The following is a 19,134-nucleotide window of genomic DNA, read 5'->3' as shown; positions in this document are numbered from 1 at the left end:
CGATCGCGCGTCGTGACCTGGGTCGAGAAACTGGCGATCGTCGTCGGCATGGTCCTGTTCATGGAGTGCTTCGCCTGGGCGACGCACCGCTATGTGATGCACGGCTGGGGCTGGGGCTGGCACAAGTCGCATCACGAGGAGCATGAGGGCTGGTTCGAGAAGAACGACCTTTATGCGATCGTCTTCGCGATCGTCCCGATCGTGCTGTTCGTCGTTGGGCTCTGGTACCCGCCGCTCTGGTGGGCGGCGCTCGGCATCACCGTCTATGGCGGCATCTACGCCTTCGTCCATGACATGCTCGTGCATCAGCGCGGCGGCTTCCGCTGGGTCCCCAAACAGGGCTATTTCAAGCGGCTGCTCCAGGCGCATCGCCTGCATCACGCGGTCGAGGGCAAGGACGGCACCGTCAGCCATGGCTTCCTGTTCGCGCGCAAGCCCGCGGTGCTGAAGGCGCAGTTGCGCGCCAATGCCGATGCGCAGCGTCGTGCGGCCCGTCCCGCGCGGACCCCGAACACCAGTCCGGCAGACCAGCGCGGGTGAGCATCACCGCCGCCCACCCGTCGGACGCGATGAAGCGCCAGATGCGGATCGGCGTGTCGCTGTCCGCCGCGATCATGGTCGCGTGGCTCGCCATCCACATCACCGGCATCTTCTTCTGGCAGTGGAGCCTCGCGACGCTGCCGATCGCGGTCCTAATGGTCCTCGTCCAGACCTGGCTCTCCACCGGGCTGTTCATCGTCGCGCATGATTCGATGCATGGTGCGCTCGCGCCCGAGCATCCAAGGCTGAACCGGGCGATCGGCGCGACCTGTCTCTCGCTCTATGCCTGCCTGTCCTATGCGTCCCTGCTCCCGCAGCATCATCTCCACCACAAGCAGACCGGACGCGCCGGGGATCCCGATTTCCATGGCGGCGACCCGCGGCTGACCCGCTGGTTCCTGCAGTTCTTCAAGACCTATTATTCGCACGGCCAGATCATCCGCATCACGCTGGTGGCGCTGGTCTATACGTTGCTGCTCGGCGCGCCGCTCGGCAACATCGTGATCTTCTGGGCGCTGCCCGCGCTCGGTGCCGTCGCGCAGCTGTTCGTCTTCGGCACCTGGCTGCCGCACCGCGAGCGCGACCTGCCCTTCGCGGATACCCACCGCGCACACAGCCTCGACATCGGACCCGCGCTGTCGCTGATGACCTGCTTCCACTTCGGCGGCTATCATCACGAACATCATCTCTCGCCGGGCACGCCGTGGTGGGGGCTGCCCGCGCGGCGGCGTGCGCTTGCGGTTCGCGCCGCCGACCGCCGCGGTGTAGAGGACCCCGCATGACGCTTGCCATCATCCTCTCCGCCATTGCGATGACCGTCATCGTCGGGGTCCGCTATCTGCTCGTGTCGGGCGCGTTCGCCTGGATCACGACGCGCAAGCATCCGGGGCTGTATCTCGGGCTCGATCCGCAGGTCCGGCGCGAGATCGTCTGGAGCCTCGCCTCCGCCGCGCTCTACGGCATTCCCGCCGGCGTCGTCGCCTGGGGCTGGCAGCATCGCGGCTGGACGCAGGTCTATGCCGATGTCCACGCCTATCCGCTCTGGTATCTCCCGGTCTCGGTGTTCGCCTATCTGCTCCTCCACGATGCCTGGTTCTACTGGACGCATCGCTGGATGCATCGCCCCGCCCCGTTCAAGCTCGCGCACGCGCTCCATCATGCCAGCCGTCCGCCGACGGCATGGGCGGCGATGGCGTTCCACCCGATCGAGGCGCTGAGCGGCGCCATCGTCATTCCGCTGCTCGTCTTCTTCGTACCGATCCACATCTACGGGTTGGGAGTCGTGCTGACGATCATGACGGTGATGGGCGTGACCAACCACATGGGATGGGAGATCTTCCCGCGCTTCATGTGGAGCGGCCCGCTGGGCGGATGGCTGATCACCGCCAGCCATCATCAGCGCCATCACGAGCTCTATGGCTGCAATTACGGCCTGTATTTCCGCCACTGGGACCGGCTGTGCCACACCGATCGCGGCGTCGGCGATTTCACCCGCGAACACGCCCGCGCCGCCCGGCGGGCCGATGCGGCCTGACCGGCCGGCGGCGCGGTAGAAGTCGCCAGCGGCGTTCCTCACGTATCCCGAACGCAAAAAGGGCATCCGGGTCGCCCCGGATGCCCTTTTCTGCACGTCGCTCGGGGACGCAGGCAGCTTGGCCCGCCACCCTGAGCGCTGTGGCTCAGATACCGTTCGACAGATTGGTATCAGCGTCGTTGGTGCGCATGTCTTCAGCCTGGTTCTGGCCGGTCGCACGCACCGCGTCAGCCTTGTTCTCGAGGCTTTCTTCGGCTGCTTCGTTGCCCGTGAGGTCGGCAGCGTCCTCGAGGTTGTCAGCGACCGCCTCGGTGTTCGACTCGATGTTGTCGGCTGCCTGCTCGCGCGGGCTGGTGTTGCAGGCTGCGAGCGAGAACAGGCCGGCAGCGACGGCGACAGCGAAAATCTTCTTCATGATCAACCCTCTTAGTGGTGCCACACGCATACACGACAACAGCCGATATTCAACGCCGATCCGTTAGATGGGATATCGAAGCGCAGCGGTGATCGAAGAGGCCGGACGTCAAAGTCGCGGTTGGTCCACCGCGGAAGCGGCCCGCTATCCCGCATCGGCACGCTACAATGGGAGGCACATCACCAATACGCTGCGGTGACGAAAATGGCGGAGACGGAGGGATTCGAACCCTCGGTACCAGTAAACCCGGTACGGCGGTTTAGCAAACCGCTGGTTTCAGCCACTCACCCACGTCTCCGGCTGCAGCAGATGCGGGGCTATAGCGAGGGTCTGCGGCGGGGGCAACCGTCGTTACGCGGGTACCGGACGCGAATTCGACTCTTCCCGCCGTTTCATTCATTGCGGGGTCAGGCGGGGGTTTGTTAACTCACGCGCAATCGGCATTGGGGAAGATAGCATCATGCGCAGTTTATGGCTTGGCCTCGGCGCCTTCGCAGCGTCGATCGCGAGCAGCGCGCCCGCACAGGTCCGCACGATCGATCCCAACCAGGCGATCGACGGGGATCTCGCGCCCCAGACCAGCACCACCCCATCGCGGGGGCAGCAGGTCCCCGACCAGCGCTATCCGGAGCCCGCGCCGGTCGAGCCGGTCCAGCCCGCCGCGCCGCCCCCGCCCGCGCCTGGCCCCGGTGCGACGACACGCGCGGAGGCGACGATGAGCGCCGCCGACACCTATGAGCGCGACGATCTGCTCGCCGCGGGCGAAGGCGTGTTCGGAAAGGGCGCGGCCGGGCTCGGCGGCATCCTCGAGAACATCCTCAAGGACCAGGGCCAGCCCAATGCCTATATCGCCGGCCGCGAAGCGTCGGGCGCGTTCATCCTCGGCGTGCGCTACGGCTCGGGGCTGATGAACCACAAGGTCGAGGGCGAGAAGCCGGTCTACTGGACCGGGCCGTCGGTCGGCTTCGACGTCGGCGGCGACGCGAACAAGGTCTTCGTGCTGGTCTACAACCTCTACGACACCGAAGAGCTCTACAAGCGCTTCCCCGCGGTCGAGGGCCGGCTCTATCTCGTCGGCGGATTCGCCGCGACCTATCTCCGCCGCGGCAACGTCGTGCTGATCCCGATCCGCCTCGGCGTCGGCTGGCGCGCGGGGGTGAACGTCGGGTACATGAACATCACGCACAAGAGCAGGTGGTTGCCTTTTTAAGGCGAAGGTGGGCAGCCGGCCACGCCCGGCTGACTCCACCAAGCCCGGCCGGCGGGCGACAGCCCGTCCGACGACGCGGGCTTTGCCCGCGGCGCGGCACCACCCCCGCCAACACCCCTCACCCCCCACACCCCTGGGCTCCCGCCTTCGCGGGAGAACAGCGTGTGCGGCGGGCCGCCGGGCACCCACGGCGACAACAGCCTCCGGTAGCGCCCACCCCCACAATCCCCTAACGCCACGCGAATGGCCAAACCCGACCGCCTCGCCCGTCTAGACGCCCAGCGCGAAGACCTCGAAACCGAGTATCGCGCGACACTGATCGCCGCGCTGGAGAAGACCGCGAACGGCGCGCTCGGGCTGTTCGACCGCAGCAGCGACCGCCGCGTCCGCACCGCGATCGCCCCAACGATCGCCGCGCTGACCGAGATGGGCACCGAGATCGACGCGATGCGCGACCGGCTGATGCTCGATCCGTTCGCGCTCCACCGCGACTTCTTCGCCGCGCGCGGGCCGGTCAGCGCGAGCGCGCCCGGCGAACAGAAAGAGGCGCGGCTCTGGCTCGACCGACTCGCGGAGGAGGATCCGGCGAACTGACCCCCCAACCGTCATCCTGACGAACGTCAGGACCCAGGGTCACGAACGCGGTCGCTGCTTGGCTCTGGGTCCTGACGTTCGTCAGGATGACGGAAAAAGGCAGAGGCGTGCGCGCCTTAGCCCGCGAACCGCCACCCCGCATCGGCCCCCGCCAGGAACGGCACGACCGACGTGTCCCCCTCCCCGACCCGCTCGGGCACGATCACGCTCTCGCGCACCAGCGTTACCGTCCCCTCGTTCAGCGGCAGCCCGTAGAAGCGCGCGCCGTGCTCCGACGCGAACCCCTCGAACCGGTCGATCGCGCCCTCCGCGTCGAACACGCCGAGATACGCCTCGAGCGCGAACGGCGCGTTGAAGATCCCTGCACAGCCGCAGCCCGATTCCTTCGCGCCCACGACATGCGGCGCGCTGTCGGTGCCGAGAAAGAAGCGCGGGCTGCCCGACACCGCGGCCTTCCGCACGGCGAGCCGGTGGGTCTCGCGCTTGAGCACGGGCAGGCAATAGGCGTGCGGCCGAAGCCCGCCGTCGAACAGCGCGTTGCGGTTGATCAGCAGATGCTGCGGGGTGATCGTCGCGGCGATCGGATGGTCCGCCTCGCTGACGAACGCCGCGGCCTCCGCGGTGGTGATGTGCTCGAGCACGATCTTCAGCCCCGGATAGTCGCGCGTCAGCGGCGCGAGCGTCCGCTCGACGAACACCGCCTCGCGGTCGAAGATGTCGATCGCCTTGTCGGTCACCTCGCCGTGGATCAACAGCGGCATGCCGATCCGCTGCAGCGTCTCGAGCACGCCGGTCAGCGCGCGGATATCGGTGACGCCGTGCGCCGAATTGGTCGTCGCATGCGCGGGGTAGAGCTTGCACGCGGTGAACACGCCCTCGGCATGGCCGCGCGCGATCTCGGCGGGATCGGTGCCGTCGGTCAGGTAGCAGGTCATCAGCGGCGTGAAATCGGCACCGCCGACCGCCGCGAGGATCCGCTCGCGATAGGCGCGCGCGGCGGCGATCGTCGTCACCGGCGGGGTGAGGTTGGGCATGATGATCGCGCGCGCGAACTGCCGCGCGCTGTGCGGCGCGACCGCGTCCAGCATCGCGCCGTCGCGCAGGTGGAGATGCCAGTCGTCGGGGCGGCGGATCGTGATGCTGTCGGTCATGCGCCCTCCTACCGACGCGCGGCAGGCGACGCCAGACGGTTGCGCGCCTTGGAAATCGCCGGGCACGCACTAGGTGAAGGAGATGACCCAGACCGACAGCGCAACCCTTCTCGCCGACCGCGCGGTGCTGCGCATCTGGGGCGAGGACGTCCGCGGCTTCCTGCAGGGGCTGGTGACCGCCGACACCGCGTTGCTCGCGCCCGGTGCGCCCGCCTGGGCCGCTTTGCTGTCGCCGCAGGGCAAGGTGCTGTTCGACTTCATTCTCTGGGCGGATGGTGCCGACGTGCTGGTCGATGTGGAAGCCACGCAGGCCGAGGCGCTGGCGAAGCGGCTGACGCTCTACCGCCTGCGCCGTGCGATCGCGATCGCGCCCGATCCGCTCCGCGTCCACTGGTCGCCGACGGGGAGTCAGGGCAGCCCCGACCCGCGGCTTCCCGCGCTCGGTCACCGCTGGCTCGCCCCCGCCGACCCGGCGGCAGGCGATGCGTCACCCGCCTGGCACGCGCACCGCCTGTCGCTCGGCGTGACCGAAGGCGTCGCCGAGCTCGGCAATGGCGAGACGCTCTGGCTCGAATGCAACGCGCGCGAGCTGAACGGCGTCAGCTTCACCAAGGGCTGCTATGTCGGCCAGGAGAACACCGCGCGGATGCACCACCGTTCGAAGGTCAACCGCCGCCTCGTCGTCGCGCCCTTCACCGAACCGAGCAGCCGCACCCGCGTCACCTATCCCGACCTCGCCCTGATGATCGACCACCGCCGCACCGACGCCCTCGGCGACGCCCTCATCCCCACCTGGCTCGCCCCCGCCCTCGAGGCCGACGATCCCCCCACGTCGTAAACGCCGCCGCCAGGCGCAGTGATTAGCATCTCACGCGAAGGCGCGAAGGCGCAAAGATTGCACGTCAGCCGGCTGACCGCCCCGACCACGATCAGCGAAGCCGCGCCCCGCCGCCCGGCGGCACACAAGAAGGCAGCCCCAAGATCTTCGCGCCTTCGCGCCTTCGCGTGAACACTTCCAACGCACGCCCATGCGCGACCGCGCCGAAGCATCCCGTGCGGCACGCCAAATCCTGCCGAGACCTCCGTGATGCACCCCCGCGGCTTACCCCAAAAGGCTCCGCGCCTCCGCGCCTCCGCGCGAACCAAACTTCTTCCCGCCCCAAAGAACAGCAGACAAAGAAAAGGGAGGCCGGCTCGCGCCGACCTCCCCGATCTTTTCCCGCATCCGATCCGCAAGGACCGGAAGGCGGAAGTCTTACTGGCCCGAACCCGGACCGTAGGTGACTTCCACGCGACGGTTCTGCACTTCGCGCACGCCATCGGCGGTGTCGACGCGCGGACGGCTCTCACCGAACGCTTCGGTCGAGATCACGCCATCCGGGATCGCATGCGACGACAGATAGGCGCGGACGCCGTCTGCACGACGCTGCGAGAGACCGACGTTGTACGACGCCGAACCCGACTTATCGGCGTGGCCTGCCAGCATGACCTGTGCGTTGCCGCACGACTGGTACTGCGTGACGGCGTTGTCGAGGATCGACGCAGCCTCAGGCGTGATGTCCGACTTGTCCCACTCGAAGAACACGATGAACGGACCAGGCGAGCAAACGACCTCGACCGGCGCCGGCGGCGGCGGGGGAGCCATCGGCTCGGGTGCCGGCGGCGGGGGAGGAGGTGCCATCGGCTCGGCAGGGGCGCCGAAGTTGTACGTCACACCACCAAGGATGCTGTGCGAACGGTAACGACCGTCGAACAGGCGGTTGGTGTTGTCGACCAGCTTGACGTTCTCGGCGTTGAAGAAACGATACTTCAGCGTCGCGTCGATGTGGTCGGTCAGCGGTGCACGGATACCGGCGAGGCCCTGATAGGCGAACACGGTGTCCGAATCGTTCAGGAACGAACCGTTGTTGTTGAGGGCGTAGTTCGCCTTGACGCGAGCAACACCGACACCACCGCCGACAAAGCCCTGGATGCCGTCATCCGGACCGAAGTCCAGCAGGCCGTTCAGCATGAAGCTGAGTGCCGACGAAGAACCGCCAGCATAGTCATAGTTGTTGGCCGGTGCGTTGACGAGTGCGCCTGCACCCGTGAAAGCTGGCGTGGTCGTGGTCGACGAATAGCCGTCCACAGTGGCCTTGCGGTATCCGACTTCGGTTTCGAGGCGGAAGCCACCGAAATCGTAGCCCATGACTGCGTCGACGTCATAACCATAGTCATGGTCGACCGAACCGGCATTGTTCAGAGCACCGATGTCGTAATCGATGTCTTCAACGATCATCGCACCGCCTTCGATGCCAACGTACCACGACTTGTCGCGGGCGAGGGCAGGAGTGGCGAGTGCGGTGGAGGCGAGTGCCAGAACGACGGCAAGCTTCCGCATATAAATCCCCTTTCATGAGTGTCACACGGACATCGCAAACTCCCTATCCTTCGGCTTGTTTCCACGCAAGCGCACAAAAGTTCGAGGTGTTGCTGGAACGCCACAGTTTTTCGAGTGTTTAGGCGGCGATCAATCCGTGGCTCCTCAATAGCACCAGAACGGCGGAAAGTGTAGCCCGGGCGGACGTATCGACCACGGTTCCGCCGACCGGATCGGCAATTGCCGCGCCTTGCGCGCCGACCACCTGGTTACCACCGATCACGACTCGCCCGCCGGTGATATCGGCGGCTGTCCAGCTGGTGCCGTCATGCCGGATCAGCGTCGCCAGATCCTCGCGCCACACCGTCATGCCGGCCCGCGGCGCGGCGAACCGCCAGCCCCCCGCCGTCCAGCCCGCCAGCGCCTGCGCATGGCTCGCCCAGTCGCCGGTCGGCGCGGTCCCGACGATCCAGCACGCGCCGGGCGCGGGCGCGGCCGGCGGCACGTTCAGCCCGACCGTGACCACGCTCGGCTGGAGCAGCAGGTCGATCAGCGCGAGCGCCTCGTCATGCACCATCTCCTTCTGCGCCTGCCCCGGCTGCAGCAGCGGCAACCCCGTCCGCGCGCTCGTCTCGTCCGTCATCGCCACTCTCCCCCTCGTCACACCATCAGCACCGCGGGCAGCGACACGCCGAAGTCGCCGCGCTGGCGCACCTCGACACGCACCGCCCCCGCTACGCGCTCCGCCGCGGACAGCGTCGCCACCGGCGCGGTCGTCTCGACGAGGCGCGTCACCCCCGCGCCGGTCAGAACCGTCACCGCATAGGCTTCGCCGCCCTCGCCCAGCGGCACGTCGCCGCCATCGATCCAGCGCCACCCCGCCCGGCTCCGCCGCGTCCAGCGCAGCGTCGCACCGCCATCCGCCGCGATCGTTGCGCGCAAGCCGACTGGCGACGGCGGCAGCACCGACGCGCCCGCCAGCACGAGCCGGGTCTCGACCGGCACCGCATCGCCCACCCCCGACGCCATCACGCGCACCGTCCCGCCGATCGCCGCGACCGGCAGGTCGATCGTCCGCACCGAATCCGCGCTGATCAGCACGAAGCCGTCGCCCGGCGCCTGCGTGCCGATCGCCGCCTCGGTCCCGCGCCGCCCGCGCAGCAGCTGCGTCAGCCGCCACCGCCCGCCGCCGAGCGGCACCGCACGACCGAACTGGATCAGCTCGCCCCCCGCCATCGCCAGATTGGCCCCCGCATCGAGCGCCGCCGCATCCGCGTCCGCGAGTGCCAGGTCGCCGCGCACCAGCACCACCTCGAATGCGCCCGCCCGGTCGCTCAGCGTCGCCGGCGCCGCCTCTGCGACGACCGCGATCGTCCCGATCGTCGCCGGGGCCGCACTCGCTCCCGCCGCAATCCAGCTCGCGCCATCGTCGAGCGAATAGAGCAGCGCCGCATGACGCCACCCCGCCCCCGTGCCCGTCGCCGCCACCGACAGCCGCGGCGCGGCGAGCGGCGCATCCTCGAGCCCCGGCGTCTCGAACGCCGCGAGCCGCGTCGTGCCGATCAGCGCATCCGCCGCACCGACGATCCGCCCGCTGCTCCCGCGCACCGGCAGCGGCGCGGGCGTGAGCGGGGTCAGCACCAGGCTCGTCACCATCGCCTCGACCCGAGTCTCCCCCTCTTCGGTCTCGAAATGCACGAACCCATCGCGCATCACCTGCGGCAGCGCCCAGACGAACGTCTCGCCGACGCCGCGCCCCCGCGCCGCCACCGCCGCCGCCTCGATCCGCGCCCAGTCGCCTGCGCGCTCGGGCGCGGTCACGAACCCCGACAGATAATGCTGCCGCGCGGCAGGATAGCCCAGCCGGCCCTCGACCAGCGCGACCGCATCCGCCGACGACGCGACATCGCCCGCGGTCACCCAGTCATAATCCTCCAGCTGCAGCACATCGAACGCCGGCGACGCCCACCCCCCCCGTTCGCCCTGAGCGAAGTCGAAGGGCACGACCCGCGCGCCAGTGCTTCGACTACGCTCAGCACGAACGGACGGGGGATCGCAAAAGGGAGAAAGGGGAAGGAGGAGAGCCCCCCCCCCTCAAACCACCCGAACCCCCACCTTAACCCGCCGCCGCAAGCACAGCTCCGTCAACGCCCACACCAGCGCATCCGCCCGATCCGGCGAGCGCCCGGGCCCGACATACCCCCCGCTCACCAGCCCGCAGAGCTCGTCCTCCAGCGCCGGAAACGCCCCGACATGAACGACCCGCCCGCCCTCGTACAAGGTCGCCACCGGCTCCGCCCGCGCGACCTTCCCGCGGCTCGCATGCACCAGCCGCACCGGCAGCGCACAGTCCGCGGCCATCAGCACGCTGCGCACCATCTCCCCGCCCTGGTTGCACTCCGCGACCACCCGGTCCGCGCCATGCCGCGCCGCGCACTCCGCCACCGCCCGCGCCCAGCCCTCGGGCGACAGACCCGCAACGCTCGCATCCTCGAGGACATAGGCGAGCCCGTCCTCGCCCATCGCGACGCACACGATCCCGCACGCATCGCCCCCGGTCCCCGCGGGCGGATCGACCCCCACGACCACGCGCACCAGCGCCGGCACCACCCCGCCGCGCTGCCGCTCGAGCAGGTCGCGCGTCCACAGCGCCCCCTCGACATCGTCGATCAGCTCGCCGTCCAGCTCCTGCCGCCCCAGCCGCGTCCCCGCATAGGTCTGGGTCATCGCCGCCACGAACGACGCAGGCAAAAACGGATTCTCCCCCGTCCCCCCGCGCGATTCAAACAGGCCCGGCAACGCGAGCAGCCGCCGCATCAGCGGCACCGGCCGCGGCGTCGTCGTCACCAGCACGCGCGGCCGGTCGCCGATCCGCAGCCCCATCATCAGATTGTCCCAGGCCGCGTCGCCATAGCGCCACTTGGCCAGCTCGTCGCACCATGCCGCGTGATGCTCGGGCCCGCGCAGTTTCTCGGGCGCCTCCGCCGAATAGACGAAGGCGCGCGCGCCGCTGTCGAACACGAACTCGCCCGCATCGCGCCGCCAGCGATAGGTCTCGCCCGCCTGCGCCACCGCGATCAGCCCGCTCTCGCCCTCGACCATCACCTTGCGGACGTCGTCCATCGTCCCGCCGACCATCGCGATCCGCGCGCCCGGCATCGCGCGGGCCAGCGCGCTCACCCATTCGGCGCCCGCCCGCGTCTTGCCAAAGCCGCGACCCGCGCGGATCAGCCAGACCTGCCAGTCGCCCGCGGGTTCGCGCTGCCCCGGCAACGCCCAGATCGCCCAGCTCTCGTGCAGCGTCCTGAGTTCCGCCTCGGACAACCCGCGCAACAGCGTCACTAGCTGCCCCCGCGGCAACCCCCGCAACCGCGCGAGCACGGCAGGATCGAAGGTCGCGCCCCCGCTATCCGCCATCACGCATCCCCCGTGACGGACGCCGCCTGCGCATCCAGCGCATCGAGCCGCGCGACCAGCACCGCCTCCAGCTCGGCCAGCGACACGCGCTTGCACAGCGTCCCCGCCCCCGTTCCAACGGCAGCGCCTCCGCGCTTGCGAAACCCCAGCGCCTGCACCGCCACCCGCGGATCGAAATGCGCCCCGCGCAACTCCGCCTCCGCATCCCCGTCAGCTTCAGCCTCAGACTCCGCCTCAGATTCCCCCTCGGCGTCCCCCAGAGCATAGGCCAGCAACCGCGCCTCGAGCGTCTCGTACGCCGCCTCGATCGCCCCCGCCCAGTCGGCCGCGAACACCGCGTCGCGCTTCTTCAGCGCATGCGCCCCGCGCGGCGCCATCCCCACCGCGCGCGCCGACGCCGCGATGTTGCACGTCGCCGCCAGATGCTCGAGAAACGCCGCGCGCTTGGCGGGCGTCCAGCCGCCCCTGGCGGCCTTGCGCACCTGCAACCGCCCCGCTTTCCCGCCCGCCCCCGCCGCCATCCGCCATCCCCCAAATGGATCGGGCCGGTCCGCCGCCGGGGGATCACCCCGACCGCGTCCGGCCCGACTCGCAATTCGTCATCGTTCCCGTTATGTGCCAGAACAGCGTGACGATGTCAAGGGTGAATAACCGATCTGGTTAGCGCGTCGGCACCGGCTCCGCGCCCGAATAGTCATAGAAGCCGCGCTTGGTCTTGCGCCCGAACCACCCCGCCTCGACATATTTGACCAGCAGCGGCGCGGGCCGGAACTTGGGATCGCCGGTCCCCTCGAACAGCACGCGGGTGATCTCCAGGCAGGTGTCGAGCCCGATGAAATCGGCCAAAGTCAAAGGCCCCATCGGGTGATTGAGCCCCAGCTGGCACGCCAGATCGATGTCGCGCACCCCCGCCACGCCTTCACCCAGCGCGAAGCACGCCTCGTTGATCATCGGCATCAGCACGCGGTTGACGATGAACCCCGGCGCGTCGTTCGCATGCACCACCTGTTTGCCGAGCTTCTCCGCAAACGCCTCGACCGCGGCGACCGTCGCGTCCGACGTGGCGAGCCCGCGGATCAGCTCGATCGGCCGCATGACGGGGACGGGATTGAAGAAATGCACCCCCATGAACCGCGCCGGATCGGGCGCCGCCTGCGCCAGCCGCGTGATCGGGATCGACGAGGTGTTCGACGCCAGGATCGCGTCCGCTTTCAACACCTTGCCGACCTCGGCAAAGATCGTCCGCTTGATCGCCTCGCGCTCGGTCGCGGCCTCGACGACGATGACGCAGTCGCCCATCTCGGCGACGCTCGCGACCGGTTCGATATTGGCCAACGTCGTCTCGCGGACGTCGGCGGTGATCTTCTCCTTCTCGACCAGCCGCGCCATTGCCTTGCCGATCCCTGCCTTGCCCGCCTCGGCCTGGGGCAGGCCCATATCGGCCAGCAGCACGCGGTAGCCCGCCTGCGCGGCGACCTGCGCGATCCCCGCGCCCATCTGTCCCGCGCCGATTACGCCGATCGTCTGCATCGCACTCTCCATCTCTATTGCCGGTTGTTCGACTATCGAGCCGCCCCTATCGAAGCGGGACCGTCGCCGCCAGACCGGTCAGGAGGTCGCATGCGCTATCCAGTTCTCGTTTCGCTTCTGCCCGTTTCGGTTCTGGTGGCCGCGACGGCCTGCAGTCCCAGCGGCAACACCGGCGCGCCCAACGACGCCACCGTCCCGCTCGAAACCCCCGCGCGCCCCAAACCGCGCCCCGTCGCGCGCGGCGCCGCCCCGCAGGCCCCCGCGGAGCCCGCCGTCGACTCGAAGGCGCGACCCCGCCCGACCAGCGTAAAGACCTTCGGCGCCTGGGGAATTGCCTGCGACAACGGTGCCTATTGCACTGCGGTTTCGATGGCACCCGACGATTCGAGCATCGCAGAGCTGGCGATCGTCATCGAGCGCGGCCCCGCCGCCGACGCCCCCGTGTCGGTGACGATCGGCACGCCGGGCAGCGCGCTCAGCCGCGTCGTCGTTGCGATCGACGGCACCCCGCTCGCCAGCGGCAATCCCGGCGACGACCGGCGCTTCACCGTCACCGGCCCGGTCGCGATGACGCTCGCCCGCCGCCTCGCCACCGGCACCGCGATGACCGCGCGACTCGACGGCCGGACGATCCCCGTCGTCATCACCGGCGCCGCCGCCGCGCTCCGCTATGCCGACGCGCAGCAGGGCCGCGCGGACACCGCCACCGCGCTCGTCGCGACCGGCGACACGACGCCCGCGACCACCCCGCCCGCACTCCCGACGATCCTCGCCGCCCCGCTCACCGACCGCCGCGCGCAGGCCCCCGCCGCGCCGCTCGTCGCGCAGATGCGCCAGCGCACCGGCTGTGCCGCGGACCAGTTCGGCCCCGTCACCAACGAGACCTATGCGCTCGACGCGACAACCGATCTCGTCCTGCTATCCTGCGGATCCGGCGCGTATAATGTCATCACCCGCGCGCTGATCGTCCGCGACGGCAAGGCCAGCGAAGCGCCGTTCGACCTGCCCCCGCAATTCGGCGAACCCGGCGCGAAACCCTCGCTCGTCAACGCGGGCTACGACCCGAAGACCGGGTTGCTCAGCTCCTACGCCAAGGGTCGCGGCATCGGCGACTGCGGCGTCGGCCAGGACTATGTCTGGGACGGCACCCGCTTCCGCCTCGCCGAAATGCGCATGATGGGCGAATGCCGCGGCGCGATCACCTGGCCAGTAATCTGGCGCACCACCGTCGCCCGCAACTGACGCGCCCCTGTCATCTTCTTCTTCCGTCATCCTCTTCTTCTTCCGTCATCCTGACGAAAGTCAGGATGACGACGCCCCTACCGCCCCGCCAGCTTCACCAGCGCATCCCCCGTCAACCGCTGGATCGTCCAGTCCTCCATCCCCACCGCACCCAGCTTGCGATAGACCGCGATCGCATCCGCATTCCAGTCGAGCACCGACCATTCGAACCGCGCGCACCCGCGGTCGATCGCGATCCCCGCCAGATGCGCCAGCAGCGCGCCGCCGACCCCCTGCCCGCGCGCCTCGGGGGTCACGTACAGATCCTCCAGATACACCCCGCGCTTGCCCGTCCAGGTCGAGAAATTGTGGAAGAACACCGCGAAACCGACCGGCCCGTCTGCCCCGTCCGCGATCACCGCCTCCGCCGCGGGGGCATCCCCGAACAGCGCCTCGCCCAGCGTCGCCTCGGTCGCCTCGACCGCATCGGGCTCGCGCTCGAACGCCGCGAGTTCGCGCACGAAGCGCAGGATCGTGCCGGTATCGGCGCGGGTGGCGGAACGGATCTGGGTCATGCGGCGGCCTCCATCGACGTCTGCGCGATATCGCGCCGCCGCGCCGCATACAGGCATGCGACGACGATGACACCCGCGCCGCACGCGGTAAACGCCGACACCCGCTCGCCGAACACCAGATAGCCGAGCCCGGCGGCATAGACGAAAGAGCTATATTCGGTCGTAGCGAGAAATCCCGTGTCGCCGTGCGCATAGGCCCAGCCGAGCAGCCACAGCGAAGCGGTCGCCAGCCCCGCCGCCAGCAGCAGCCGCGGCCAGGTCGCGGCGTCGGGCACCACCGCCAGCCACGGCGCCGCGAGCGCGAGCGTCGCGGTCACCACCAGCGCCTGGAAGAACGCGATCTCGCCCGGCCGCGCCGCCTGCGCCTGCACCCGCGCGATCACGAGGTTGACCGCATAGAGCAGCGCCGATCCCAGCACCGCGGCGACCCCCGTCAGGCTCGCCGCCCCCGCCGCACCCTCGCGGCCATGCCCGATCATCACGATCCCGACCCCGCCCAGCGCCAGGATCGACGCGACCACGACCCGGCGCCCGACGCGTTCGCCCAGCGTGACGGCGGCGAGCAGCAGCGCGAGGATCGGCGAGATGTAGGTCAGCGAAATCGCCTGCGCCATCGGCACGCGCGCCAGCCCCCAGAAGAACAGCAGCGCCATCGCCGCGGTCACCAACCCTCTGGCAAGATGGAGTTTCAGCGCCCGCCCGCTCGGCCGCCCGCTCCGCCCGAGCTTCCAGGCGACCGCCCCCAGCCCGACACTCGCCATCTGCCGCCAGAGCAGCGCGTTATACACCCCGATCCCCAGCACCAGCGACTTCATCACCGCGTCCATCACCGAGAACAACCCGATCCCGAGTGCGGCGACAGCAAAGGCCAGAGCAGGCGAAACGAGCCGGGCTGTCATCGAATCAGGCGGACTTCGATATCCAGATCGAGCCCGGCCCACGCGGTATCTGCCGTCAACACCGGCACCGCCAGGCGCGTCGCGAGCGCAAGGCACGCGCGATCGCCGAGCGAGAGACCCAGCGGCCGCGTTGCCGTGCGCAACGTCGCCGTCCGCACCGCGTCTTCCGTGCCATAAGCGAAGCTCTCGATCGGCAGCGTCTTGAGCACGCTGGTCACGTCATCCGCCGAAAGATCGAGGTCGATTACCTTCGTCATGATCTCGGCCAGATTGACGCTGGACAGGCAGAAAGGGCCATCGTCGCGAACCACAATATCGCCGCCCGGCTCACCGCGAAGATGGGCCAGCACGACCGACGCATCGATGACCTGTCTCATTCGCCCCAGTCGACGCGTCGCTCGTGAAGAAACTGGTCGACGCTATATCCGCTGAGCCCGCGACGCAGACGCGCCAGCGCCGCATCGGGGTCCTCACGGCGAAGCAGGATGCCGTCGGCGTTCGCTTCGAGGACGATCGAGTCACCGTCCTTGATGCCCAATTCCCGGCGCAAGTCCGCCGGAATCACGATCTTGCCGCCAGTGATCACTTTGGCATGATAGGTCATGGCCGAGCCTCCAGTACCCGACGCATAGCACCGGACCTATTCCGCCGCCATCTCCGGCACCAGCGCCGCGACCGCCGCATCCGCCGCCTCGATCTCCGCCGCCTTGGCCTCGACCAGCTTGACGATGTGGTTCACCATGTCGGCATCCTGGACATGATGATCGGTGACCCCCGACAGATACACCATGTGCTTGCCGTTGCCGCCGCCGGTGATCCCGATATCGGTCTCGCGCGCCTCGCCTGGCCCGTTCACGACGCAGCCGAGCACGCTGAGCGACATCGGCGTGCGGATATGCTGCAACCGCTCCTCGAGCGCCTGGACCGTCCGGATCACGTCGAACCCCTGCCGCGCACAGCTCGGGCACGACACGACGCGCACGCCGCGGTTGCGGATGCCGAGCGCCTTCAGGATCTCGAACCCGACGCGCACTTCCTCCTCGGGCTCGGCCGACAGCGAGACGCGGATCGTGTCGCCGATCCCGTACCAGAGCAGGCTGCCCATCCCGATCGCCGACTTGACCGTGCCGCCGACGAACCCGCCCGCCTCGGTGATGCCGAGATGCAGCGGGCAGTCGACCTGTTCGGCGAGCTGCTGATAGGCCGCGACCGCGAGGAACAGGTCGGACGCCTTCACCGCGACCTTGAACTCGTGGAAATCATGGTCCTGCAGCAACTTGATATGATCGAGCGCCGATTCGACCAGCGCATCGGGGCACGGCTCGCCATATTTCTCGAGCAGATGCCGCTCGAGGCTCCCGCCGTTCACGCCGATCCGGATCGCGCAGCCATTGGATTTCGCCGCGTCGACGACCTCCTTCACGCGGCTCGCAGACCCGATATTGCCCGGGTTGATCCGCAGGCACGCCGCGCCCGCATCCGCCGCCTCGAGCGCGCGCTTATAGTGGAAATGGATATCCGCGACGATCGGCACGCGGCTCGCGCGGACGATCTGCTTGAGCGCGCTGGTCGATTCGACATCGGGGCAGCTGACGCGGATGATGTCGACGCCCGCCTCTTCGCATCGGCGGATCTGGTCGACCGTCGCCTTGATGTCGTCGGTCGGCGTGTTGGTCATCGTCTGCACGGTGACGGGCGCATCGCCGCCGACGGGGACGTTGCCGACCATGATCTGGCGGCTCGTGCGGCGGGTGATATCGCGCCAGGGACGAAGGGACATGAAGATTCCTCGTGGGTTCACTGCCGTATATAGCGGCTGGACGCGGCGAGCGAAACAACGCTGGCACATGCCGCCGCACGGCCATAGGTTGCCGCCTCACCCCGGAGCCCGATCGATGACCCTGTCCCTCTACGATGCGACGATCCCCTCCAACCTCCAGATCCTGCGCGCGCTCGACGCCCTGCTCGACAAGGCCGAGGCGTTCGCCACCGAGCGCGGGATCGACCCCGCCACGCTGATCGACGCGAAGCTCGCCGACGACATGCTCCCCTTCGGCTATCAGGTGAAGTCGTGCGTCGCGCATTCGGCGGGCGGCGTGCAGGGCGTCCGCGACGGCGTCTTCTCCCCCGATCGCAGCGCCTGGCCGACCGATTTCGCCGGGCTCCACGCCGCGGTACAGGGCGCGATCGCGACGCTCGAGGCCTATGACCCGGCCGAGTTCGATACGCTCGCCACCGCCGCGACGAAGTTCGAATTCGGCAGCTATGTCATGCCCTTCACCGGCGCCAACTTCCTTTTGTCCTTCTCACAGCCCAATTTCTACTTCCACGCCAGCATCGCCTACGCGATCCTGCGCGCGCAGGGCGTCCCGCTCGGCAAACGCGACTTCCTCGGCGTCCCCCGCATGGCCGCCTGACCGGGCCGGGCCGGGCGGGCCCGCGCCGGTGTGACGGGGCAGCGCGTGCTTGCAGCCCCGTCACCCGCCGCCTAGGGCGCTGCGATGACCCGGCATTACGGCATGGACTGGCTGCGGATCGGCGCCTTCGCCCTGCTGATCCTTTACCATATCGCGATGGTCTTCGTGCCGTGGAACTTCCATGTGAAGTCGGCGCATGTTGAGGACTGGGTGCGGCTGCCGATGCTCGCCACCAATGCGTGGCGGCTGACCTTGCTGTTCGTCGTCTCCGGCTATGCCAGCCGCGCGCTGCTCCGCCGGTCGAGCGGCCCGGTCCGCTTCTTCGCGACGCGCTGCTACCGGCTGCTCGTGCCACTCGCCTTCGGCATCCTCGTCATCGTCCCCCCGCAACCCTGGGTCGAACTCGTCACCCGGCACGGCTATGCGGGCAGCTACTGGACCTTTTGGACGCACGACGCCTTCCGCTTCGGGTCGCTCGACGGGCTCTGGCTGCCCGCCTGGAACCACCTCTGGTTCGTCGTCTATCTCTTTGTCTACACGACGGTCCTGACGCTCGGCGTCGCGCTGGTCCGGGGCCCGCGAAGCCTGCGCAGCCACCAGAATGTCCGCAGCCGCGGCGCGCAGCGGCTCTTTGACCGCGTCTTCGGCGGCTGGCTGGTGCTGCTCTTGCCGCTCGCCTGGCTCATCTTCGTCCATGGCTGGTGGTTCCAGATGGCGGCCGAGAGCCAGGCGCTGCTCGGCGACTGGATCGCGCACATCACCTATTTCCCCGCCTTCCTGTTCGGCTTCGGCCTCGCGCGCTCCGAACCCGCGATCGCCGCGATCGCGCGGCTGTGGAAGGTCGGCGCCGGGCTCGCGCTGCTCGGCTATGCGACGATCCTCGGCATAGAGCTCGGCTGGCCCGCCGGGGTTGCGAAGCCGCACTGGGTCTATACCGCCTACGGCATCGCGCATGCGCTTGAGCAATGGGGCGGAATCGTCGCGCTGATCGGGCTCGCCGAACGCCATCTCAACCGCGACCATCGCTGGCGGCCGATGCTGACCGAGGCGGTCTTCCCCTTCTACCTGATCCACCAGACGATCATCGTCCTCGTCATGTACGCGCTGCTCCCCGCCGGCCTTCCCGGCTGGGCGGAGTTCCTGATGCTGCTCGCCGCGACGCTGATCGGCTGCTTCGCCTTCTACCGGATCGGCCGCAGGGTCGCCCCCTTGCGCCCGCTGATCGGGCTGCGTCTCCACCTTCGTCCCACCCCGCCAACCTTGTGAAAGCCC

Annotated in this window: 21 protein-coding genes, 1 tRNA gene and 2 pseudogenes; 9 read left to right on the top strand and 15 right to left on the bottom strand. The window is 69.0% G+C overall.

Annotated elements, in window-relative coordinates; genetic code table 11:
- The first annotated feature begins 48 nt into the window (after positions 1-48).
- Genes NEF64_RS03375 through NEF64_RS03365 form a run of 3 tightly spaced genes read left to right on the top strand, consistent with a single transcriptional unit; the run spans position 49 to position 2,074 of the window.
- Positions 49-540, top strand: coding sequence for a sterol desaturase family protein (locus tag NEF64_RS03375; protein WP_042466627.1), 492 nt, complete (start codon positions 49-51; stop codon positions 538-540).
- Positions 537-1,322, top strand: a complete 786-nt coding sequence (locus NEF64_RS03370) for a fatty acid desaturase (RefSeq protein ID WP_234387274.1) — start codon at positions 537-539, stop codon at positions 1,320-1,322. Before NEF64_RS03375 ends, NEF64_RS03370 begins: the two co-directional genes overlap by 4 nt.
- On the top strand, positions 1,319-2,074 hold the full coding sequence (locus NEF64_RS03365; RefSeq protein WP_031393428.1) for a sterol desaturase family protein: 756 nt from the start codon (positions 1,319-1,321) through the stop codon (positions 2,072-2,074). The genes NEF64_RS03370 and NEF64_RS03365 overlap by 4 nt, the downstream gene beginning before the upstream one ends.
- Positions 2,075-2,219: 145 nt before the next feature.
- On the opposite strand, the gene NEF64_RS03360 is transcribed toward NEF64_RS03365, so the two are convergent.
- Positions 2,220-2,489: a hypothetical protein gene (locus NEF64_RS03360; RefSeq protein ID WP_031393429.1), complete on the bottom strand. Its 270-nt coding sequence runs from the start codon at positions 2,487-2,489 to the stop codon at positions 2,220-2,222.
- A 205-nt stretch (positions 2,490-2,694) separates the two neighbouring features.
- A tRNA-Ser gene (locus NEF64_RS03355) sits at positions 2,695-2,787 on the bottom strand.
- 162 nt (positions 2,788-2,949) lie between these two features.
- On the opposite strand from NEF64_RS03355, the gene NEF64_RS03350 reads away from it, so the two are divergent.
- Both NEF64_RS03350 and NEF64_RS03345 read left to right on the top strand, forming a co-directional pair.
- Positions 2,950-3,699: a DUF1134 domain-containing protein gene (locus NEF64_RS03350; RefSeq protein WP_252574610.1), complete on the top strand. Its 750-nt coding sequence runs from the start codon at positions 2,950-2,952 to the stop codon at positions 3,697-3,699.
- Between the two features lie 243 nt (positions 3,700-3,942).
- Entirely contained in the window at positions 3,943-4,293 is a 351-nt protein-coding gene (locus NEF64_RS03345) for a hypothetical protein (protein WP_056407070.1), read from the top strand.
- A 116-nt stretch (positions 4,294-4,409) separates the two neighbouring features.
- Here NEF64_RS03345 and pyrC read toward each other — a convergent pair whose 3' ends face one another.
- Entirely contained in the window at positions 4,410-5,444 is a 1,035-nt protein-coding gene (gene pyrC, locus NEF64_RS03340) for a dihydroorotase (RefSeq protein WP_056407068.1), read from the bottom strand.
- 82 nt (positions 5,445-5,526) lie between these two features.
- Here pyrC and ygfZ point away from each other — a divergent pair, with 82 nt between their 5' ends.
- Positions 5,527-6,282: a CAF17-like 4Fe-4S cluster assembly/insertion protein YgfZ gene (gene ygfZ / locus NEF64_RS03335; protein ID WP_056407470.1), complete on the top strand. Its 756-nt coding sequence runs from the start codon at positions 5,527-5,529 to the stop codon at positions 6,280-6,282.
- A 417-nt stretch (positions 6,283-6,699) separates the two neighbouring features.
- Here the strand turns inward: ygfZ and NEF64_RS03330 are convergent, their stop codons facing one another.
- The 7 genes and pseudogenes from NEF64_RS03330 to NEF64_RS03305 form a co-directional block, all read right to left on the bottom strand.
- Complete coding sequence (locus NEF64_RS03330; protein ID WP_031396246.1) at positions 6,700-7,824, bottom strand: OmpA family protein; 1,125 nt, start codon at positions 7,822-7,824, stop codon at positions 6,700-6,702.
- Between the two features lie 118 nt (positions 7,825-7,942).
- Complete coding sequence (locus tag NEF64_RS03325; RefSeq protein WP_056407468.1) at positions 7,943-8,446, bottom strand: DUF2793 domain-containing protein; 504 nt, start codon at positions 8,444-8,446, stop codon at positions 7,943-7,945.
- Positions 8,447-8,463: 17 nt separating this feature from the next.
- Positions 8,464-9,177 (bottom strand): annotated as a pseudogene (locus NEF64_RS19350) (GTA baseplate fiber-binding domain-containing protein); the annotation flags it as partial.
- A gap of 282 nt (positions 9,178-9,459) precedes the next feature.
- Positions 9,460-9,774, bottom strand: a pseudogene (locus NEF64_RS19345) (non-contractile tail sheath protein); the annotation flags it as partial.
- Positions 9,775-9,897: 123 nt separating this feature from the next.
- On the bottom strand, positions 9,898-11,220 hold the full coding sequence (locus NEF64_RS03315; protein WP_056407063.1) for a DNA-packaging protein: 1,323 nt from the start codon (positions 11,218-11,220) through the stop codon (positions 9,898-9,900).
- Complete coding sequence (locus NEF64_RS03310) at positions 11,220-11,741, bottom strand: hypothetical protein (protein ID WP_056407060.1); 522 nt, start codon at positions 11,739-11,741, stop codon at positions 11,220-11,222. The genes NEF64_RS03315 and NEF64_RS03310 overlap by 1 nt, the downstream gene beginning before the upstream one ends.
- Before the next feature lie 139 nt (positions 11,742-11,880).
- Positions 11,881-12,750: a 3-hydroxyacyl-CoA dehydrogenase NAD-binding domain-containing protein gene (locus tag NEF64_RS03305; RefSeq protein ID WP_056407059.1), complete on the bottom strand. Its 870-nt coding sequence runs from the start codon at positions 12,748-12,750 to the stop codon at positions 11,881-11,883.
- 90 nt (positions 12,751-12,840) lie between these two features.
- Between NEF64_RS03305 and NEF64_RS03300 the strand changes: the two genes are divergently transcribed.
- Positions 12,841-13,992: a DUF1176 domain-containing protein gene (locus tag NEF64_RS03300; RefSeq protein ID WP_252574608.1), complete on the top strand. Its 1,152-nt coding sequence runs from the start codon at positions 12,841-12,843 to the stop codon at positions 13,990-13,992.
- A 77-nt stretch (positions 13,993-14,069) separates the two neighbouring features.
- Here the strand turns inward: NEF64_RS03300 and NEF64_RS03295 are convergent, their stop codons facing one another.
- From NEF64_RS03295 to ispG, 5 genes are read right to left on the bottom strand one after another with little or no spacing between them, the layout of a single operon-like run.
- Positions 14,070-14,546 (bottom strand): GNAT family N-acetyltransferase, encoded by a 477-nt coding sequence (locus tag NEF64_RS03295; protein WP_031440353.1) that lies wholly within the window; start codon positions 14,544-14,546, stop codon positions 14,070-14,072.
- Positions 14,543-15,445: a DMT family transporter gene (locus NEF64_RS03290; protein WP_056407055.1), complete on the bottom strand. Its 903-nt coding sequence runs from the start codon at positions 15,443-15,445 to the stop codon at positions 14,543-14,545. The genes NEF64_RS03295 and NEF64_RS03290 overlap by 4 nt, the downstream gene beginning before the upstream one ends.
- Positions 15,442-15,822 (bottom strand): type II toxin-antitoxin system VapC family toxin, encoded by a 381-nt coding sequence (locus NEF64_RS03285; RefSeq protein ID WP_056407052.1) that lies wholly within the window; start codon positions 15,820-15,822, stop codon positions 15,442-15,444. Before NEF64_RS03285 ends, NEF64_RS03290 begins: the two co-directional genes overlap by 4 nt.
- Positions 15,819-16,049 (bottom strand): AbrB/MazE/SpoVT family DNA-binding domain-containing protein, encoded by a 231-nt coding sequence (locus NEF64_RS03280; RefSeq protein WP_056407050.1) that lies wholly within the window; start codon positions 16,047-16,049, stop codon positions 15,819-15,821. The genes NEF64_RS03285 and NEF64_RS03280 overlap by 4 nt, the downstream gene beginning before the upstream one ends.
- Before the next feature lie 36 nt (positions 16,050-16,085).
- Positions 16,086-17,225 (bottom strand): flavodoxin-dependent (E)-4-hydroxy-3-methylbut-2-enyl-diphosphate synthase, encoded by a 1,140-nt coding sequence (gene ispG / locus NEF64_RS03275; protein ID WP_031440350.1) that lies wholly within the window; start codon positions 17,223-17,225, stop codon positions 16,086-16,088.
- Between the two features lie 115 nt (positions 17,226-17,340).
- Here ispG and NEF64_RS03270 point away from each other — a divergent pair, with 115 nt between their 5' ends.
- Together NEF64_RS03270 and NEF64_RS03265 are read left to right on the top strand one after the other, a co-directional pair.
- The gene (locus NEF64_RS03270) at positions 17,341-17,862 is read left to right on the top strand and encodes a DUF1993 domain-containing protein (protein ID WP_056407048.1); all 522 of its coding nucleotides are present in this window, start codon (positions 17,341-17,343) and stop codon (positions 17,860-17,862) included.
- A gap of 84 nt (positions 17,863-17,946) precedes the next feature.
- A complete protein-coding gene (locus tag NEF64_RS03265; protein ID WP_056407046.1) occupies positions 17,947-19,128 on the top strand; it encodes an acyltransferase family protein in 1,182 nt (393 codons plus the stop codon).
- The last annotated feature ends 6 nt before the right edge of the window (positions 19,129-19,134 follow it).

It is taken from the genome of Sphingomonas aerolata (assembly GCF_023935825.1).
Lineage (GTDB): Bacteria > Pseudomonadota > Alphaproteobacteria > Sphingomonadales > Sphingomonadaceae > Sphingomonas > Sphingomonas aerolata.
The sequence above is the reverse complement of the archived record's forward strand: the minus strand, read 5'-3'. Positions and strand labels throughout refer to the sequence as shown.

Bases quoted from the DNA above. Each gene is read 5' to 3' on its own strand.
- NEF64_RS03285 (WP_056407052.1), bottom strand. From the start codon at position 15,822: ATGAGACAGGTCATCGATGCGTCGGTCGTGCTGGCCCATCTTCGCGGT.
- NEF64_RS03350 (WP_252574610.1), top strand. From the start codon at position 2,950: ATGCGCAGTTTATGGCTTGGCCTCGGCGCCTTCGCAGCGTCGATCGCG.
- ygfZ (WP_056407470.1), top strand. From the start codon at position 5,527: ATGACCCAGACCGACAGCGCAACCCTTCTCGCCGACCGCGCGGTGCTG.
- NEF64_RS03310 (WP_056407060.1), bottom strand. From the start codon at position 11,741: ATGGCGGCGGGGGCGGGCGGGAAAGCGGGGCGGTTGCAGGTGCGCAAG.
- NEF64_RS03345 (WP_056407070.1), top strand. From the start codon at position 3,943: ATGGCCAAACCCGACCGCCTCGCCCGTCTAGACGCCCAGCGCGAAGAC.
- NEF64_RS03295 (WP_031440353.1), bottom strand. From the start codon at position 14,546: ATGACCCAGATCCGTTCCGCCACCCGCGCCGATACCGGCACGATCCTG.
- NEF64_RS03375 (WP_042466627.1), top strand. From the start codon at position 49: ATGGTCCTGTTCATGGAGTGCTTCGCCTGGGCGACGCACCGCTATGTG.
- NEF64_RS03290 (WP_056407055.1), bottom strand. From the start codon at position 15,445: ATGACAGCCCGGCTCGTTTCGCCTGCTCTGGCCTTTGCTGTCGCCGCA.
- NEF64_RS03365 (WP_031393428.1), top strand. From the start codon at position 1,319: ATGACGCTTGCCATCATCCTCTCCGCCATTGCGATGACCGTCATCGTC.
- NEF64_RS03270 (WP_056407048.1), top strand. From the start codon at position 17,341: ATGACCCTGTCCCTCTACGATGCGACGATCCCCTCCAACCTCCAGATC.
- NEF64_RS03330 (WP_031396246.1), bottom strand. From the start codon at position 7,824: ATGCGGAAGCTTGCCGTCGTTCTGGCACTCGCCTCCACCGCACTCGCC.
- NEF64_RS03315 (WP_056407063.1), bottom strand. From the start codon at position 11,220: ATGGCGGATAGCGGGGGCGCGACCTTCGATCCTGCCGTGCTCGCGCGG.
- NEF64_RS03265 (WP_056407046.1), top strand. From the start codon at position 17,947: ATGACCCGGCATTACGGCATGGACTGGCTGCGGATCGGCGCCTTCGCC.
- NEF64_RS03360 (WP_031393429.1), bottom strand. From the start codon at position 2,489: ATGAAGAAGATTTTCGCTGTCGCCGTCGCTGCCGGCCTGTTCTCGCTC.
- pyrC (WP_056407068.1), bottom strand. From the start codon at position 5,444: ATGACCGACAGCATCACGATCCGCCGCCCCGACGACTGGCATCTCCAC.
- NEF64_RS03300 (WP_252574608.1), top strand. From the start codon at position 12,841: ATGCGCTATCCAGTTCTCGTTTCGCTTCTGCCCGTTTCGGTTCTGGTG.
- NEF64_RS03280 (WP_056407050.1), bottom strand. From the start codon at position 16,049: ATGACCTATCATGCCAAAGTGATCACTGGCGGCAAGATCGTGATTCCG.
- ispG (WP_031440350.1), bottom strand. From the start codon at position 17,225: ATGTCCCTTCGTCCCTGGCGCGATATCACCCGCCGCACGAGCCGCCAG.
- NEF64_RS03325 (WP_056407468.1), bottom strand. From the start codon at position 8,446: ATGACGGACGAGACGAGCGCGCGGACGGGGTTGCCGCTGCTGCAGCCG.
- NEF64_RS03305 (WP_056407059.1), bottom strand. From the start codon at position 12,750: ATGCAGACGATCGGCGTAATCGGCGCGGGACAGATGGGCGCGGGGATC.